The organism is Candidatus Zixiibacteriota bacterium, assembly GCA_034003725.1.
Classification (GTDB): Bacteria; Zixibacteria; MSB-5A5; order GN15; family FEB-12; genus WJMS01.
Map to the genome: position 1 here is coordinate 478,732 of JAVEYB010000001.1, position 13,515 is coordinate 492,246.

15 protein-coding genes and 1 tRNA gene are annotated in these 13,515 nt (G+C 58.9%); 7 read left to right on the forward strand and 9 right to left on the reverse strand.

Annotated features, from left to right (window positions below; genetic code table 11):
• Nucleotides 1–78 precede the first annotated feature (78 nt).
• Both RBT76_02060 and RBT76_02065 read left to right on the forward strand, forming a co-directional pair.
• Nucleotides 79–729, forward strand: a complete 651-nt coding sequence (locus RBT76_02060) for a CDP-alcohol phosphatidyltransferase family protein (protein ID MDX9856554.1) — start codon at nt 79–81, stop codon at nt 727–729.
• 1 nt (nt 730) lies between these two features.
• Nucleotides 731–1,435, forward strand: coding sequence for an HAD-IB family phosphatase (locus RBT76_02065; GenBank protein MDX9856555.1), 705 nt, complete (start codon nt 731–733; stop codon nt 1,433–1,435).
• A 37-nt stretch (nt 1,436–1,472) separates the two neighbouring features.
• Here the strand turns inward: RBT76_02065 and RBT76_02070 are convergent, their stop codons facing one another.
• The gene (locus tag RBT76_02070; GenBank protein MDX9856556.1) at nt 1,473–1,808 is read right to left on the reverse strand and encodes a hypothetical protein; all 336 of its coding nucleotides are present in this window, start codon (nt 1,806–1,808) and stop codon (nt 1,473–1,475) included.
• 674 nt (nt 1,809–2,482) lie between these two features.
• Here RBT76_02070 and RBT76_02075 point away from each other — a divergent pair.
• The 5 genes from RBT76_02075 (at nt 2,483) to RBT76_02095 (ending at nt 6,484) form a co-directional block, all read left to right on the forward strand.
• Nucleotides 2,483–3,757 (forward strand): substrate-binding protein, encoded by a 1,275-nt coding sequence (locus RBT76_02075; GenBank protein ID MDX9856557.1) that lies wholly within the window; start codon nt 2,483–2,485, stop codon nt 3,755–3,757.
• A 130-nt stretch (nt 3,758–3,887) separates the two neighbouring features.
• On the forward strand, nt 3,888–4,139 hold the full coding sequence (locus RBT76_02080) for a hypothetical protein (protein MDX9856558.1): 252 nt from the start codon (nt 3,888–3,890) through the stop codon (nt 4,137–4,139).
• Nucleotides 4,140–4,222: 83 nt separating this feature from the next.
• The gene (locus RBT76_02085) at nt 4,223–4,504 is read left to right on the forward strand and encodes a hypothetical protein (protein ID MDX9856559.1); all 282 of its coding nucleotides are present in this window, start codon (nt 4,223–4,225) and stop codon (nt 4,502–4,504) included.
• A gap of 36 nt (nt 4,505–4,540) precedes the next feature.
• A complete protein-coding gene (locus RBT76_02090) occupies nt 4,541–5,074 on the forward strand; it encodes a methyl-accepting chemotaxis protein (protein MDX9856560.1) in 534 nt (177 codons plus the stop codon).
• 177 nt (nt 5,075–5,251) lie between these two features.
• The gene (locus RBT76_02095) at nt 5,252–6,484 is read left to right on the forward strand and encodes an NAD(P)/FAD-dependent oxidoreductase (GenBank protein MDX9856561.1); all 1,233 of its coding nucleotides are present in this window, start codon (nt 5,252–5,254) and stop codon (nt 6,482–6,484) included.
• Between the two features lie 48 nt (nt 6,485–6,532).
• Here RBT76_02095 and RBT76_02100 read toward each other — a convergent pair whose 3' ends face one another.
• The 8 genes from RBT76_02100 to RBT76_02135 form a co-directional block, all read right to left on the reverse strand.
• Nucleotides 6,533–7,282: an enoyl-CoA hydratase/isomerase family protein gene (locus RBT76_02100; protein MDX9856562.1), complete on the reverse strand. Its 750-nt coding sequence runs from the start codon at nt 7,280–7,282 to the stop codon at nt 6,533–6,535.
• Nucleotides 7,283–7,388: 106 nt separating this feature from the next.
• A tRNA-Ser gene (locus RBT76_02105) sits at nt 7,389–7,473 on the reverse strand.
• A gap of 173 nt (nt 7,474–7,646) precedes the next feature.
• Complete coding sequence (locus RBT76_02110; protein MDX9856563.1) at nt 7,647–8,525, reverse strand: hypothetical protein; 879 nt, start codon at nt 8,523–8,525, stop codon at nt 7,647–7,649.
• A gap of 199 nt (nt 8,526–8,724) precedes the next feature.
• Nucleotides 8,725–9,648 (reverse strand): hypothetical protein, encoded by a 924-nt coding sequence (locus RBT76_02115; protein MDX9856564.1) that lies wholly within the window; start codon nt 9,646–9,648, stop codon nt 8,725–8,727.
• A gap of 122 nt (nt 9,649–9,770) precedes the next feature.
• Entirely contained in the window at nt 9,771–10,988 is a 1,218-nt protein-coding gene (locus RBT76_02120; GenBank protein MDX9856565.1) for a right-handed parallel beta-helix repeat-containing protein, read from the reverse strand.
• A gap of 79 nt (nt 10,989–11,067) precedes the next feature.
• Complete coding sequence (locus RBT76_02125; protein MDX9856566.1) at nt 11,068–11,931, reverse strand: DUF4846 domain-containing protein; 864 nt, start codon at nt 11,929–11,931, stop codon at nt 11,068–11,070.
• Entirely contained in the window at nt 11,931–12,272 is a 342-nt protein-coding gene (locus RBT76_02130; protein ID MDX9856567.1) for a carboxymuconolactone decarboxylase family protein, read from the reverse strand. The genes RBT76_02125 and RBT76_02130 overlap by 1 nt, the downstream gene beginning before the upstream one ends.
• A gap of 584 nt (nt 12,273–12,856) precedes the next feature.
• On the reverse strand, nt 12,857–13,495 hold the full coding sequence (locus tag RBT76_02135) for a CYTH domain-containing protein (protein ID MDX9856568.1): 639 nt from the start codon (nt 13,493–13,495) through the stop codon (nt 12,857–12,859).
• Nucleotides 13,496–13,515 lie beyond the last annotated feature (20 nt).

Sequence of the window (13,515 nt, forward strand, 5' to 3'; positions counted from 1 at the left end):
TGCGGGAGCCGGGCGGTTTCTTCTTTTTAGCTGGTTCTCACTACGGCGGTGGTGTACAATAGCGAGGGAGGATATGCTATGCCGTCAGCGCTTTCGTTGCCCAACATCGTCACCATAACGCGTCTTCTGCTTGTCTTTGTCGTGGTCATACTCGTGTACGGGCGGACTGTGCTTGACGGTCTGCTCGCGGCGTTCTTTGCCGTGTTGATCGTAATCGGCGACTGGCTCGACGGCCATCTCGCGCGAAAACTTCACCAGTCGACCACACTCGGCAGCGTGCTTGATATCGCTGCGGACCGTATCCTCGAGACCGTCATGTGGATCATCCTTGCCGACATCGGCCTCATTCCGATCTGGATTCCGATCGTTGTTATTTCTCGCGGCATTCTCACGGACAGCATCCGCGGGTATGTGCTCCAGTTCGGCTACGCCGGGTTTGGCGAAAAGACGCTGCAACGCTCGAGACTGGGCAAGTTTTTGACCGGATCACCGATCATGCGGTCGGGCTACGCCGTGCTCAAAGCCTTCACGTTCGGATGGCTCCTGCTTCTGGCGGCCGTCGACAACGTCCTGCTCCGCTGGAAGCACTTTGAGCCGGAATGGCTCACCGCCGGTTTCCAGATTGGCTACTGGGCGGCCGTCGCGGCGGCGGTCGTATGTCTTGTGCGCGGACTGCCGGTGGTTATCGAGGGGATCGCTCTCATCCGCGAGAAATCCGGTGAGTCGTGATATGGTTGTATTGTGGGATATCGACGGCACGCTGGTGCAGTCCAGCCTTGAGCGCCATTTCTTCGCGTATGTGCGCGAACACCATTACCGCATTTCAATCTCACGGACAGTTTTGCACATGCTTAGACTCGGCCTGAGTTCGTGGCCCCCCATGTGGCACAAGATGAAGCTTGCGTACCTGCGCGGACTGCCGGCGGCTGAGGTCTCCGATCTGTTTGAGCGGTGCTGGTCGGAGCGAATAGAACGCTGCCTGTTCGCGGGGACTATCGAAGCCGTGCGGCTCCTGCGCGAGCGTCGCGTACGACAGGTATTGCTCACGGGAGGTCCGCGTACGCTGGCGGCGCGGCTCGCGCGACACCTGCAGCTCGACGATCTGGTCGCCGCCGACCCGGTACTGGTTGATGAGCGCTATACAGGGGCTGTGACGCAGCCGCATCCGCGCGGACGCCGCAAAGTGCGCTTTGCCGAAACGTGGCTGCGAGACAACGGCTTCGGCTGGCGTCCCACGGTAGCTGTGGGGAATCACTTCGACGACCGCTTTCTGCTGGAACGGGCCTCAACGGCGATCGTCGTCAATCCGGACCGCCGCCTCGCGTCACTGGCTCAATCACGAGGCTGGGAGCAGTTCGACCCTCGACCGATTGAATCCGGCGGGCGGCTAGCCGAACACATTCTCGCGGCAGCCCGAGAGACGACCGTCATGTGACGGATTACGTGGCACAATTGGTGCGCCTCACGTTGCGTTACTCCGATTCCTCGATATCGACGAGCCGAGACTTCGCCCAGTCTTCACCCATAATCGATAAGCCGTGGGCGTCGGCGTCAGCCACAAACTCTTCCGGGACCATCAACGTGTACGCTCCGCCTCCGGGCGCAAACGACGTCAGCCCCATCTGGCCGGTTACCTCAAAATAGCCTGCGCCGCGAACTACCACTACGGGAATATTGTCGTCGCGGAGTACCTCCTCCAGCATCCCCACATATTGGGGCGAGGTCAGCCGCGCCAGCGCCACCCAGTTTTCGTATGTCTCCCCATCCTCGGAGCCCGCCAGATCCGCCAGCTCAGAAAGGGAACCCACCAGGGGCACTTCGCACTCGGGACAATCGATTATCCCTTGCTTGTACTCATACCTGCACTTGGGACAATAGGGCATATTCCAACCTGCCTGAGTTAAGGTCTGGTACGTTACCTGACTAACGTATAAGCTGTTGAATCGATTGTTCCAACACTTTTCGATCACGCGAAACCACCGAATACTCACATCCAATGAGCGTCCCGTCCGGACGAGCTTCAAGCGGATGTTCACGGAAAGAACAGCGCGTGAAACATCGGGCCGCGTTATTTCTCTTCCCCGGCTGACAACGCTCCAGAATTCGACAAAAGAGACGATAAACTCAATGTTGTTCGATCACGCCGTGGCAGCGGTAAAGCCTCGCTAATCCAGCACGTACACAGAATCGCCGTCGATCGAACAAGATGTCTCGTTGGTCCACTGGAGACAGATGGGAACCGGCCACAAGTTCAGGGCGCAGCCGGCGGCAGGGTTCGCGGAACCGATAGCGCCAGCTATCGGGACGGGGAGAAACTCTCACTCGTGGCAGCCCCCCGATATGTGATATAAGTCAATTGCCCGGAGGTCGGACGGTACATTCGGCCGTCGAAGACCGCCCGGCCAGTAGTGGCGAAGGAAAAAACCCAAACATACGGTGTCGTAAATACACCAACCCTAAACAAGCAAGAGGGGACTGCACAATGGTACGTTTCCGAACCCTCATCGCAGTCGGCCTGTACCTCGTTTTGGCTGGCCAGCTCTCGTTTGGGTCCGAGACCGTCAAGATCGGACTCAACTACCCTGAGACCGGCCCATATAGTGTTCAGGGACTCGACCAATTCCGCGCTGCCACTCTGGCAGTGGAGGAGATTAACGCTGCGGGCGGCATTCTCGGCAAACAGGTCGAACTGGTTGTCCGTGATTCCAAGTCCAACCCCGAGGTTTCCGTACAAAACGTCTACGACCTGATCGACAACCATCAGGTCAAGATGATCTTCGGCGGAGCGTCGAGTGGCGTCGCAGTTGCAGTCGGCGGTGTCTGTCAGCAGAAGGGCGTGCCCTTTTTCGGTACCCTGACCTACTCTACGGAAATCACCGGTTCCAAAGCTCACCGCTACACATTCCGTGAGTGTTACGATTCCTGGATGGCCGCCAAGACGATTGCGGAGTACCTCACGACCGCTTATGCGGGCAAAAAGTACATGTACATCACGGCGGACTACACCTGGGGATGGACTACCGAAGCGTCCGTGCGCAGGTTCACGGGGACCGAAGACGCCTACGAGCACAAAGGCGTTCTTACACCGCTCAGCACCAAGGATTTCTCCAAGCAGCTGGCGCTCGCCCAGATGTTGAAGCCCGACGTACTCGTGTTGGTGCTGTTCGGTCAGGATATGGTGAACGCCATTCGCCAGGCCACCAACCTGGGTCTGAAAACCACCTGTCAGATTGTAGTCCCGAACCTCACGCTGGGCATGGCTGAAGGCGGCGGACCGCAAGTGATGGAAGGCGTAATCGGCGCTCTGCCCTGGACGTGGCAGGTCCCCTACAAGTACAACTATGCTCGCGGTATGAAGTTCGTCGATACCTACGCGGCCAAGTACGGTCGTTATCCGAGCACGTCGGGCGCGTCGGCCTACACCATAATGTACGAATACAAGGCTGCCGTTGAACGCGCGGGGTCATTCACGGCTCCCAAGGTCGTTGCGGCACTCGAGGGGCACACCTATCAGTTGATCAAAGATGCTCAGACCTGGCGCGAGTTCGACCACCAGTCAGTTCAGACCGTTTACGCCGTGAAATGCAAGGCGCAGGCCGACGTCCTCAAAGACAAATACCATCTTGACTACTTCGAAATCATCAGCAGCATGCCCGGCGAGAAAGCGGCTGTTTCCAAGGCCGAGTGGCAGCAGATGCGCCGCCAGAACAACCTCGCGCTCGAGCTCGAACCGCTGAAGACGGTGGCTGCCGAGTGATTCGGGAGAACAGGAGCCGCATTCGGCTTCGACGCAGACCTCAAACGGGCGTTCGGTCACAACCCGGACGCCCGTTTTGGAATGATACACGATGCTCAGATTGAGCGCGTAGAAAATCAAACATCAGATCATGAGCGCCGGTGTGGTCAGCCTGATAGTCGTGCTGGGAATCATCTACTACTTCCACTCATTCACCGACGGCTCGCTCACTGAAAGTAGTTCCCGGCTGATCGGCCTGACGACGTCCCGGTACGCGGACAAAGTCGAACGTACCATCGAGGTCCACTCGCGCACGTTCGCGGACTGGGCCAGAAACGATATCTTCGGGTTGTCCATCGAATCCAGCACGACGAGTGAACTCTCCGGAAGATTCGTTGAATAGCGCGCCGCATATCCGAGCGAGACCTTACGGTAAAAGTAGCCGCCCCGTCCGATCGCGACGCGCTGGGACAGTCGTTCGCCGTCATGGTTGATAATCTGTCATCCATTATCCGGCAGCTCGCCGACAATGCGCGCGAGCTCAGCAGCGCCGCCAGTGAGATCGCATCAACATCGGAAGCGATGGCCAAGGGCATCGTCGCGCAGGAAGACCGGGTCGATGAAATCTCATCGGCGATCGAGAAGATGACCGCAACCATCTTGCAGAGCTCCAACAACACCGGCGAAGCTTCCCAGGCGTCTCAGCGGGCCTCCGACACAGCGTCGGCAGGCGGCGAAACGGTCCGCGATACGATCCGCGGCATGTAGCAGGTCGCCGACTTCACCCGGCAGTCGTCGCAGTCAATCGCCGAACTGGCGTCGTCGACCGACGAGATCGGACGGATCGGTGGCGTCATCGACGATATCGCCGATCATGCCAACCTGCTGGCCCTGAATGCGGCAATTGAAGCTGCCCGGGCCGGTGAACAGGGACGGGGATTCGCGGTCGTCGCCGGCGAAGTTCGCAGGCTCGCCGAAAGTACCAGTAAGGCGACGGGCGAAATCGGACAGATGATCCGGGGAATCCAGCAGCAGACTGAAGAAGCGGTGAACTCCGCCGAAGCCGGCGTGCAGGAAATCGATAAGGGTCGGACGCTTGCCGACAGAGCCGGCTCCGCACTCAACGAAATCGTCACCGTGTCACAACAGGTGGAAGAGATTATTCAGCAGATCGCGGCCGCATCCGCTCAGCAGACCGAAGCCGCCGAGCAGATGTCGCAGTCAGTACAATTGATCGCGAGTACCACCAAGCAGGCCGCCGAGGACGCGACGCAGTCGGCAGCAGCAGCCGAGGAGCTGAATCGTCAATCCAACAGTCTCGAACGAATTGTCAACTAGTTCACGCTCGTGATCAAGTAGACGATCCGCTGCGGATCTTCGATTCCAGGGCGAACGGCCGGGTCCGCTCGCCCTTTCCTTTGCCGCCTGCTGGCGACGGTTGTTCAGAACATTCCGCTTGGTACATACGACATCGTGCGCGATACTGACATCTATGAAAGTAGGAAGGTTCCTAGTATGACGGCACGGCGTATTGCTGTTGTCGGAGGCGGCGCTGCCGGCGTATTTGCCGCCGTAGCCGCCGCGGAAAACCAGCCCGACGCGCGGGTCACCGTGTTCGAAGCGTCCGAAGAGCCACTTGAGAAGGTGCGGATCTCGGGGGGCGGGCGATGCAACGTCACGCACCATTGCTTCGATCCTGCGGCGCTGGTGGCGAACTACCCCCGAGGCGGCAGGGAACTCCGCGGTCCTTTCAGCCGCTTCCAGCCGCGCGATACGGTGACTTGGTTCGAACGTCGCGGCGTAGCGCTGAAGGCGGAAGCCGACGGGCGGATGTTCCCCGTGACTGATACGTCAAAAACGATAACGGATTGTCTTCTCGACTCCGCAATGCACGCGGGCGTGGATCTTCGGCTGCGCGCCAGAGTAGGGAGCGTGGCGGTGGATCCGACCAGCGGTCGATTCATCATTTCACTTCACGACCAGTCCGACGAGTCTGCGGACCGCGTCCTGATCGCGACCGGAAGCGGGCCGCAGGGGTATCGCTTCGCCCGCGAACTCGGCCATACGATAGTGCCGTGTGTCCCGTCACTATTCACGTTCAAGATTGATGATCCCCGGATTGCCGCGCTCGCCGGAATCAGCTTTGCACAAGTCGACACCGAACTTCAAGCCGGCGAGCATACGTTGAAGCAATCCGGTCCCCTCCTCATCACCCACTGGGGAATGAGCGGTCCTGCAATCCTCAAACTCTCGGCCTGGGGTGCGCGTTTGCTCCACGACCACAGGTACCGCGCGCGGCTCCGTGTGAATTTTCTGCCCGGGCGGTCACCGGTCGAGGTCTATCAATCACTGGTTGAGTGCCGCAACGAGCACGGAAAACGCCGTGTTCAGACCCACAACCCGTTCGGTGTGCCCCGGCGATACTGGCAAATGCTGGTCGCGCACACCGGTACTCCGGACACCACCACGTTCAGCGAACTGAGCCGGCCGGCGATGGATTTACTGATTGAAGAGCTTACGCGTGCTGAATTCGAGGTCCGGGGAAAGGGCATCTACAAGGAAGAATTTGTTACGTGCGGTGGCGTGGACCTCCGCGAGATCGACTTCCGCACGATGCAGAGCCGCCTCGTGCCCGGTCTGTATTTTGCGGGGGAAGTACTGGACATCGACGGCGTCACCGGCGGATTCAATTTCCAGTCGGCATGGACTACCGGATGGATTGCGGGCGAGGCAATGGTTCGATCTTGAGCCTATTAGACTTCAGAATTCAGCGGACGACCGGTGGTCAGCGAGCGCCTATTCCCTGATCGTGACCGTGCGAAGCAGCTTTTGTGATTGCGGCGACATCCAGATATCTACAAACCGTTCGATCGATTCAGCGTCTCCGCGTGCGGCTTTGGCCGCAGCACTTCGCGACAACCGTTTGACCTGGGCAAACGCCGATGTGCATTTCGCCCCAAGCGACTCTGCCCGCTTGAGCGCCGATGACAGCAGGTCCTCGGGTGGGACGATCTGGTCGACCAGTCCGAGCCGAAGCGCTTCCTCCGACGTATACATGGCGCCGTCCATCAGAATCCACTCGGCCATGCGCGCTCCGACGCACTGCTGGAGGATTGCCGTTATTCCGGAGAATACCGGCACGCCGATATTGATCTCATTAAGCGACATGCGGGCGCGCGCATCGACGATCAATCGGTCATCGCAGCATATCGCGAGCATACAGCCGCCCGCGGTGGCGTGCCCGTTGATCGCCGCCACCACCGGCTTCGGGAAAAGAAACAGCTCCTGAAGAAACGCGTTAAAATCGGCAAGAAACGACACCAGCCGCTCCCTCGAGTAGGTGAGCAGCTCCGGAACGTCGAATCCGAACGAGAAGAAGCTCCCGCGTCCGGTCAGCAAGACCGCGCGTACGGGTTCGGTGGTACGGAGATCCTCGAAAACCCTGCGCAACTCCGCAAGCATCTCTGCGTTGATGGCGTTGACTTTCCCCCGTTGCAGGACTATCTGGGCGATCGACTCGCGTTTTGTGAGAGCAATAAGTGACATCGTACAGCCTCATGTTGCCAGCGTCAGCGCTCGAGCTGGCCCGCCGAATTTTCTTCATCCACACCGGTTGTCGGCTGATATATGATGACGGCATGCCCAGACAAAGCGGAGGAGGTAGGATTCGAACCCACGGTACCTTGCGGTACAACGGTTTTCAAGACCGCCGCTTTCGACCACTCAGCCACTCCTCCGTCGTCGAATAGCGTAGTGCGCCCCCAAAATTACGATCCCACAACCTCTCGTCAAGCACTTTGCCGTTTCTGCCACAGCTTAGACCGATGAGGTTTAAAGCAAGGGCGACCCTGCCCGGGGTCGCCCGTACATCCGTTATGACATGTGCCTCTGCGGCCGATGCGACTATCCGTCACGAACCGCAGGCGAAGGTCTCTGTCCAGACCACGTCGCCGAACGTCACTGTCCGCGTTTCGGTCGTCGAGGTAAACGATTCCGTGACAATCCAGATGCCGTCCACTTCGAGTGATCCCAGCGGCGAGGCTGCGTTGGAACAGGTCAACTCAAGATCGATTGTGTTCGTCATCGATCCGCTACTCGGACACCCATCGTTCTGCAGGACGGTCTCGTTGATTGTGATGGCGTTGTAGACGGTGGCGATCTCGATATGAATATTGCAGGTATTCGACGAATCATCGGTGAAGTACGCCGTCAGCGTATCAACACCGAGGCCATCGATCCGATATTCGTCTCCGGGTGTGGCGAGCACCACCGCTTTCATCGTGAAGGCCTGGTGGACCTGGGCCGACGCATAATCGCCGTCGGTATTGTTCATGCCGACATCGAAGTGCGAGCGGACCTTGATCGAATCCGGCTGGTTTTCCGGCGTCTCAACCACACCCCCGTCGACCCACGCCTGCAGGGAGTCGGTTCCCGCGATGACGAGGGTTTCGATCACGTCGTCAACCGTATCAACGATGTTGATGGTGAAGTCGGCGATATGCCAGCCGTTGGCGTACGAGTAGTTGAATATGACGACCTCCTCGTTGGCCTCCCCGGCATCCTTACCTGTTTGCAGGTACTGAATGAAGCCGAAGACCGACATCAGCGTGAACTGCGCCGGGGCGCTGCCCAGGTCGGCGGCATAGTCATCGAAAAACACATAGTCTGAGTCGTTGAGATCGCCCGTGATGACGGGATTGGTTTCATCGTCATCGTCGCTGCATCCAATCAGCAGACCACACGCAAGCAGTGCGGCCGTCAGCGCCGCCAGCACAAACAGTCGTTTCATAGTCCAACCTCCTCTTCAGCAAAAGTCCTGTGTCCTGCATACTATATGCAGTATCGACGGCCGGCTGGAAAGTCTAAACTTTCGCGTCCGCATACGAGGCCGCGAGTGACATCGGTCCAGTTAATGACCTGAAAAAGACACCGGCGGCCGGGTACATCTCGGACGCCGGTGTGAGCGAACTCAATCAATTCGGATCGATTTACGCGACTTCGCAGGGTCGGGTGACAGTCCAGGCCGTCGTTCCGTCGCTGTATGTCACCGTGATGGTCCCGTCGCCATTGACGGTCGCCGTAACCGTCCACGTGCCCTCGATATCAAGCTGGTTGAGGCCGTCGTTGCTCTGACAGCTCAGGTCGATGGAGACCGTTCGGGCGACTGATCCGGACTCGGGGCACTCTTCGCTCACCAAATTCAACACGATATCGTCGATCGTCGGGTGATTGACGAGTTCAATCAGGCAAGAACCCGAATCGTCGGAGAGATCGAACGTGACGGTGTCGCGGGCGGTCGCGTTGACGATTCCCAGCGAATCGTTGTTGTTGTGGCCGCCGAGGATCTCCAGCCGACGATGGACCGCGCCCGTTACGCTGTTCTCACCGTCGAACCCGTCCGCTGCCGCGTGCACATTCGTGCGGAGCCCGTCAAAATCTCCCTCCCATGCACCGGCGCTGTCCAGCACCACGCCGTCGAGCAGGAACTGAATCGAGTCGATCCCCGCGACCATGACCTCGCTGGTGTCGCTGCCGTCGACACTGACCACGGTCGCTTCAAACTCGATTACCAGCCAGTTGCCGGCGGTCCACGACCAGTCGATGATGGAACTCACATCGACAGAATCCTCGGCGTCCAGACCCGCTGTCAGCATCGCGCGCGGGTGATTCACGCGTGCGGATCCGCCGGGCAGCGCCGCTGTCAAGGCTTCGAACAAGTTGACCGACAGCTCGAAATCTTCCAGCACATCCTCACCAGCCAAGGTGGAGTCTATAAACCGAAAGGTCGCGGTGGTCGTGTCTCCGACCTGCAGATGGCTGCCGGTCGGGTTCTCGTCGTCATCGCTGCAGCCGATGACCGCAGCCAGCATCGAGGCCAGCACGATCGTCGCCGCCAAGCTCAGGCGTTTCATGTATAATACCTCCTATATAGGTCTTTATAATTTATTATAGAGCCGCAGTGCTGTCCCTTCATTGATCGGGCAGCGGAGACGGCAAATTGAGCGGGACGTGTTACGCGCGGTATGTCAGCGACTTACTCGGCCGACGAGGGCGCCTGCGGGCCGCCGGTGACGCCGATATGCGAAATAGTGCCGTCGGTGTTGTAGATCAGCGAATCGCCCGCATTTGTCGCCGGCGAGCCGTCCTGCAGGCGGTAGTTGCCTTCATCGACAAACATCGGGTCGACCGAGAGATTTCCGTTCAAGCCGGTCTGGTCGTATATCTGCTCGTAGTTGGCGGCGTTGTTGTTCCAGACGATATTGTTGGTGAACCGCCACTTGGCCCAGTCGCCGTTGTTCCATACTCCGACGCAGGGACAGACCCATGATTCCTTCCAGCCGTTGGCGACGATGATATTATTGACGATTCGTCCGCGGCTCTCGGGCGACCAGGGGGCGACGCCGCAGTTACCGTTGTGGTAAATGACGTTGTTGACGAAGTCGGCCTGCGACGATCCGGTGGCGATGACACCCCAGCCGATACAGTCGTGGACGACATTGTTGCGGGCGACCAGAAGCGAGTTGCCGAAGGCGCCGATTCCTTTCCAGTAGCCGCTGACGTCGTTGCGGAAGGCGACGCAGGAAGCGTCCCAGGTGACGCCGATTCCGGCCCCGCGGCCGTCGGCGATCACGCAATCGGTGATATGCGCGGTCGCGCCGCGATACAGCGCCACGCCGTCCCAGGAGTTGTTTTTGATGGTGCAGTTGCGGATCGTGATGTCCGCGCCCTCGCGCCCGGCGACGCCGGCGATGCCGACCACCACCGAGGTATCGCGGTTGTCATTGTCGATGAGATTGCAGTTCTGGATCAGCACCTCCGACCCGCGCACGACCACGGCCGCATCGGTGGCGTTGCCGTCGGCGCTCCGCACGCCGCCGGTAATCGTGAGGTTGGCGAGCACGGAACCCCGGGAATTCTCGAAATAGACGCCGTATCCCGCGCCGGTGACCAGGCGGGTGGCATCGCGGTCAACGCCGATCAGCACCAGGGCTTTGTCGCGAATGGCAAACCCGACGGTCGCGGCCACGTTCGTCCGGGCCTGCTCGCAGTTTCCGCAGAGCGACTCAACCATCGTATCCGCCCGCGCTTCGAATACTTTCGCCCCGAGGATGAGCGTGTCTCCGTCGGATGCGAAGTCGATGACCGACTGGAGATCGGATCCCCGTTCGACCTGGAGGGTCGCACCCGAACCGGCCGTGACAAGCAGCGCACAAAGCGCCGCTATACAAGCGCTTATTCGACCTGAGTTCATGATGTCATACTAGGCAGACTTTTTTCACAGCGCAAGTCCAAAGCGCGGTGCGCGGGAACGGCCGTCACACGGGACGGCTCTAAGGCACGCGCGGTCGATAGAAGCCGGATCGGACCCAGCCCTCGCCCAGCTGCTCGATACGGGCGCGATCTATCCAGGGATTCTCGCGCGACTCGTTGAATCGCGGAATATGGAAATCGCATTTGTCGTCGCACCCGGTTGCGACGGTATACAGATAGTTGCCGTTGTCGTTGCGAAGGGCCGTCACGATAACATACACGCGTCCCTTCCGGCCGGTGCTGTCCGTGGCGATGAAGAAATCTCCGGGCAGAGGCGGGCTGTCCGCCACGCGCACGCAATTGTCCGCGAGCGACTGGTGGTGGGTCCATCGAGCGCACAAATCCACGAACGCATCGAGTTCCTGCGAGGTGCTGTCACGGGGTTCCGACGGCCGCAACTGCAGCTCCGTGCCCCGATAGGTTACAGCCTGACTTGACAGGAAACGACTCCAGGTAAGCGTGTCGCCGGCGATCGGCCACCATTCGAACTCGTTGAGCGTCCCGGCGGCAAGCGCGTATTCAACCAGCAACTGTACCGGGATGGTGTAATCGAAAAACCGGCTGCTCCGCCAGGGGAAGTGAATGGAGCGCGCGATCTCGCTGGTATCGTACCTGATGCCCCGTATCCGCGCGGCAGGGCGGGCATGATGCCACAACGGAAGATTCGACACCCAATACTGGTACGGCGTCAGGTCTGTCGAATCCACGCGTGCGTACCCCTCGGGAACGGTAAACTCGGTTTCGGCGGTGTACACCTTGCCGCGGAACGAGATGTAGGGATAGTGTTCGAGATAATAGTCGATATCACCGGAGCCGGCACGATCGGCTGCCCCCGCGCCAACCGCAAGCGCGGCTACCGCCATCACGATACACAATCGTCTCATCAAGCCGACATGTCCTCCCATAACTGGTACGCCCGACGGATATGGGGAATGGTAATCGAACCGCCTACCACGAGTCCGACCGACATTACTTCGCCGAATTCGCCATCGGTTATCCCTGATTCCTTCGCCTGAATCGTATGGTAGGCGATACAGTCATCACAACGAAGAACCAGCGACGCCACCAGGCCGAGCAACTCCTTTGTTTTGCTGTCCAGTTCGCCGTCGCGATAAACCGCGCTGTCCAACGCAAAGAAACGTTTGATGTCGAGATTATCCCGTTTGAGGACGATCTCGTTAAGACGCTGCCGTTCGGCCTTAAACCGTTGTACGCGATCTGACATTATTTTCTCCCTATTTTTCTGCCCAATATAGAGTTATGGCCCGAAAGCGGCAACTCGAAAGGAAGAAGACCGGGATCTCGATTGACGCTCGCCGAAGTGGACATTGCAACACCTGCCTAAAGAAAGGTAACCCCCTGTGAATTCGGAGAATACGGAGTAATCTGTGCTGCGTATCTGAGGTGAACGGCGGAACACCCGGAGCAACTTTTTCGCGGTACAAGTTTGATTCGCTTTGCGTTACGGCAAAATGGCTTTGTTTTGTCATTTTTAAGGGTTCCCCGTACTTCTCTTCTCTTCCGGGCGCGCGAAGGGTTGGGTCTCTTCGCGCGCTCTACTAAGGGTGCCGGTGCCGTTTTTTCCATCGATGTTGTGGAGAAAGTGTGAGGAGACGGGGGGCTTTCGGGCAGTCCCCGGAGGCTGTTTATCAAAGGTGGTCCGGCAGATCACCTGACGGTACGAGAAGTGATGGGGACGGCGATCAGTGATTGAAGCGATCTCAGGCGGGATTGACGACAGAGTCACCCGGCAGAGCCGATTATCTGACGCATATGTCCGAAGGTCAACGGGCGGATACTCAAGACGGGCTAGAACCGGGTGACTTTGGCAAGCGCCCGGGCGAACTTGCTTTCGTCCTGCTGCTCGAACGGAATATCAAGCGAGGCGAACAGTTTCTGAAGGGACGGAATGACGACCTCCGCCTGCTGCGGCTGGTCCAGTTCCATTTCCAGTTCATAGTCGATCGACCCGTCGGCATACTCGGTCCGGTCCAGTTCGAGCACGTAGACATAATCGCCGATCTTGTAGTTCTTGAACTGCCGGGTATTGGTAAACTGCACGAGTTTGGACAGCGCTATGCCGGGCCACTTTTTTTTGACGAAGGTGACCGGTTCGACCGCGATGGTCAGGATGTCGCTCTGCAGGTTGATAATGTCCGCGGCCGCACCCCGATCGATCTCCGCTTCGATCTCTTCCCTCACGACGGCCACCGGGTGTGCGGTCGATGCGGCCCCCTTGAGCGTCACGAGTCCTCGGTTATCTTCGGTCCGGACGCGAAACGCCCAACCATCCGCCATCAGCCGATGGTCTTCGGAATCGAAGAAGCAATTGACCTGGTGGAGTTCGCGATCGGGATTGCCGAGGAACCCGACGAGCTTGAGATATTCGCAAAACGACTCAAGCCGCAGCTTGATTTCGATCTCGATATTCTGTCGACGTTCATCCATGGTATTTCAATATACGTTCG

What these genes read in the sequence shown, in the direction of transcription:
- RBT76_02100 (MDX9856562.1), bottom strand. Translation starts at nt 7,282, where the DNA reads ATGTCACTTATTGCTCTCACAAAACGCGAGTCGATCGCCCAGATAGTC.
- RBT76_02060 (MDX9856554.1), top strand. Translation starts at nt 79, where the DNA reads ATGCCGTCAGCGCTTTCGTTGCCCAACATCGTCACCATAACGCGTCTT.
- RBT76_02095 (MDX9856561.1), top strand. Translation starts at nt 5,252, where the DNA reads ATGACGGCACGGCGTATTGCTGTTGTCGGAGGCGGCGCTGCCGGCGTA.
- RBT76_02135 (MDX9856568.1), bottom strand. Translation starts at nt 13,495, where the DNA reads ATGGATGAACGTCGACAGAATATCGAGATCGAAATCAAGCTGCGGCTT.
- RBT76_02085 (MDX9856559.1), top strand. Translation starts at nt 4,223, where the DNA reads ATGGTTGATAATCTGTCATCCATTATCCGGCAGCTCGCCGACAATGCG.
- RBT76_02110 (MDX9856563.1), bottom strand. Translation starts at nt 8,525, where the DNA reads ATGAAACGACTGTTTGTGCTGGCGGCGCTGACGGCCGCACTGCTTGCG.
- RBT76_02115 (MDX9856564.1), bottom strand. Translation starts at nt 9,648, where the DNA reads ATGAAACGCCTGAGCTTGGCGGCGACGATCGTGCTGGCCTCGATGCTG.
- RBT76_02120 (MDX9856565.1), bottom strand. Translation starts at nt 10,988, where the DNA reads ATGAACTCAGGTCGAATAAGCGCTTGTATAGCGGCGCTTTGTGCGCTG.
- RBT76_02080 (MDX9856558.1), top strand. Translation starts at nt 3,888, where the DNA reads ATGAGCGCCGGTGTGGTCAGCCTGATAGTCGTGCTGGGAATCATCTAC.
- RBT76_02065 (MDX9856555.1), top strand. Translation starts at nt 731, where the DNA reads ATGGTTGTATTGTGGGATATCGACGGCACGCTGGTGCAGTCCAGCCTT.
- RBT76_02075 (MDX9856557.1), top strand. Translation starts at nt 2,483, where the DNA reads ATGGTACGTTTCCGAACCCTCATCGCAGTCGGCCTGTACCTCGTTTTG.
- RBT76_02130 (MDX9856567.1), bottom strand. Translation starts at nt 12,272, where the DNA reads ATGTCAGATCGCGTACAACGGTTTAAGGCCGAACGGCAGCGTCTTAAC.
- RBT76_02125 (MDX9856566.1), bottom strand. Translation starts at nt 11,931, where the DNA reads ATGAGACGATTGTGTATCGTGATGGCGGTAGCCGCGCTTGCGGTTGGC.